This is a genomic window from Paraburkholderia sp. BR13439, from assembly GCF_040948805.1.
GTDB lineage: Bacteria > Pseudomonadota > Gammaproteobacteria > Burkholderiales > Burkholderiaceae > Paraburkholderia > Paraburkholderia youngii.
Map to the genome: position 1 here is coordinate 1 of NZ_JBFPKN010000237.1, position 249 is coordinate 249.

At 62.7% G+C, this 249-nt stretch carries 1 pseudogene; it reads left to right on the forward strand.

Annotated elements, in window-relative coordinates:
* Nucleotides 1-122: 122 nt before the first annotated feature.
* Nucleotides 123-249, forward strand: a pseudogene (locus AB3X96_RS43020) (transposase); the annotation flags it as partial.

Consider the following 249-nt stretch of genomic DNA (forward strand, 5'->3'; position numbering starts at 1 on the left):
GCCGACACACCGTGCCGCCGACATAGCGCAACTGCTTCCTCATCGCTGGACGCCGACCGCTGCTTGATCGTTTGATCGTTTGAGCGATCGCCCCAGTCAAGATGCCTTCCCCGGGTGCTTACGGCGCATGGGTCGGTACGTGCGGCGTGCAGCTACAACCGCTGGTCGACGCGCTGCATCAGGAAATCCTGCAGCAGGGTGTGCTGCATGCGGATGAGACGCCGGTACAGATGCTCAGTCCCGGCAAAG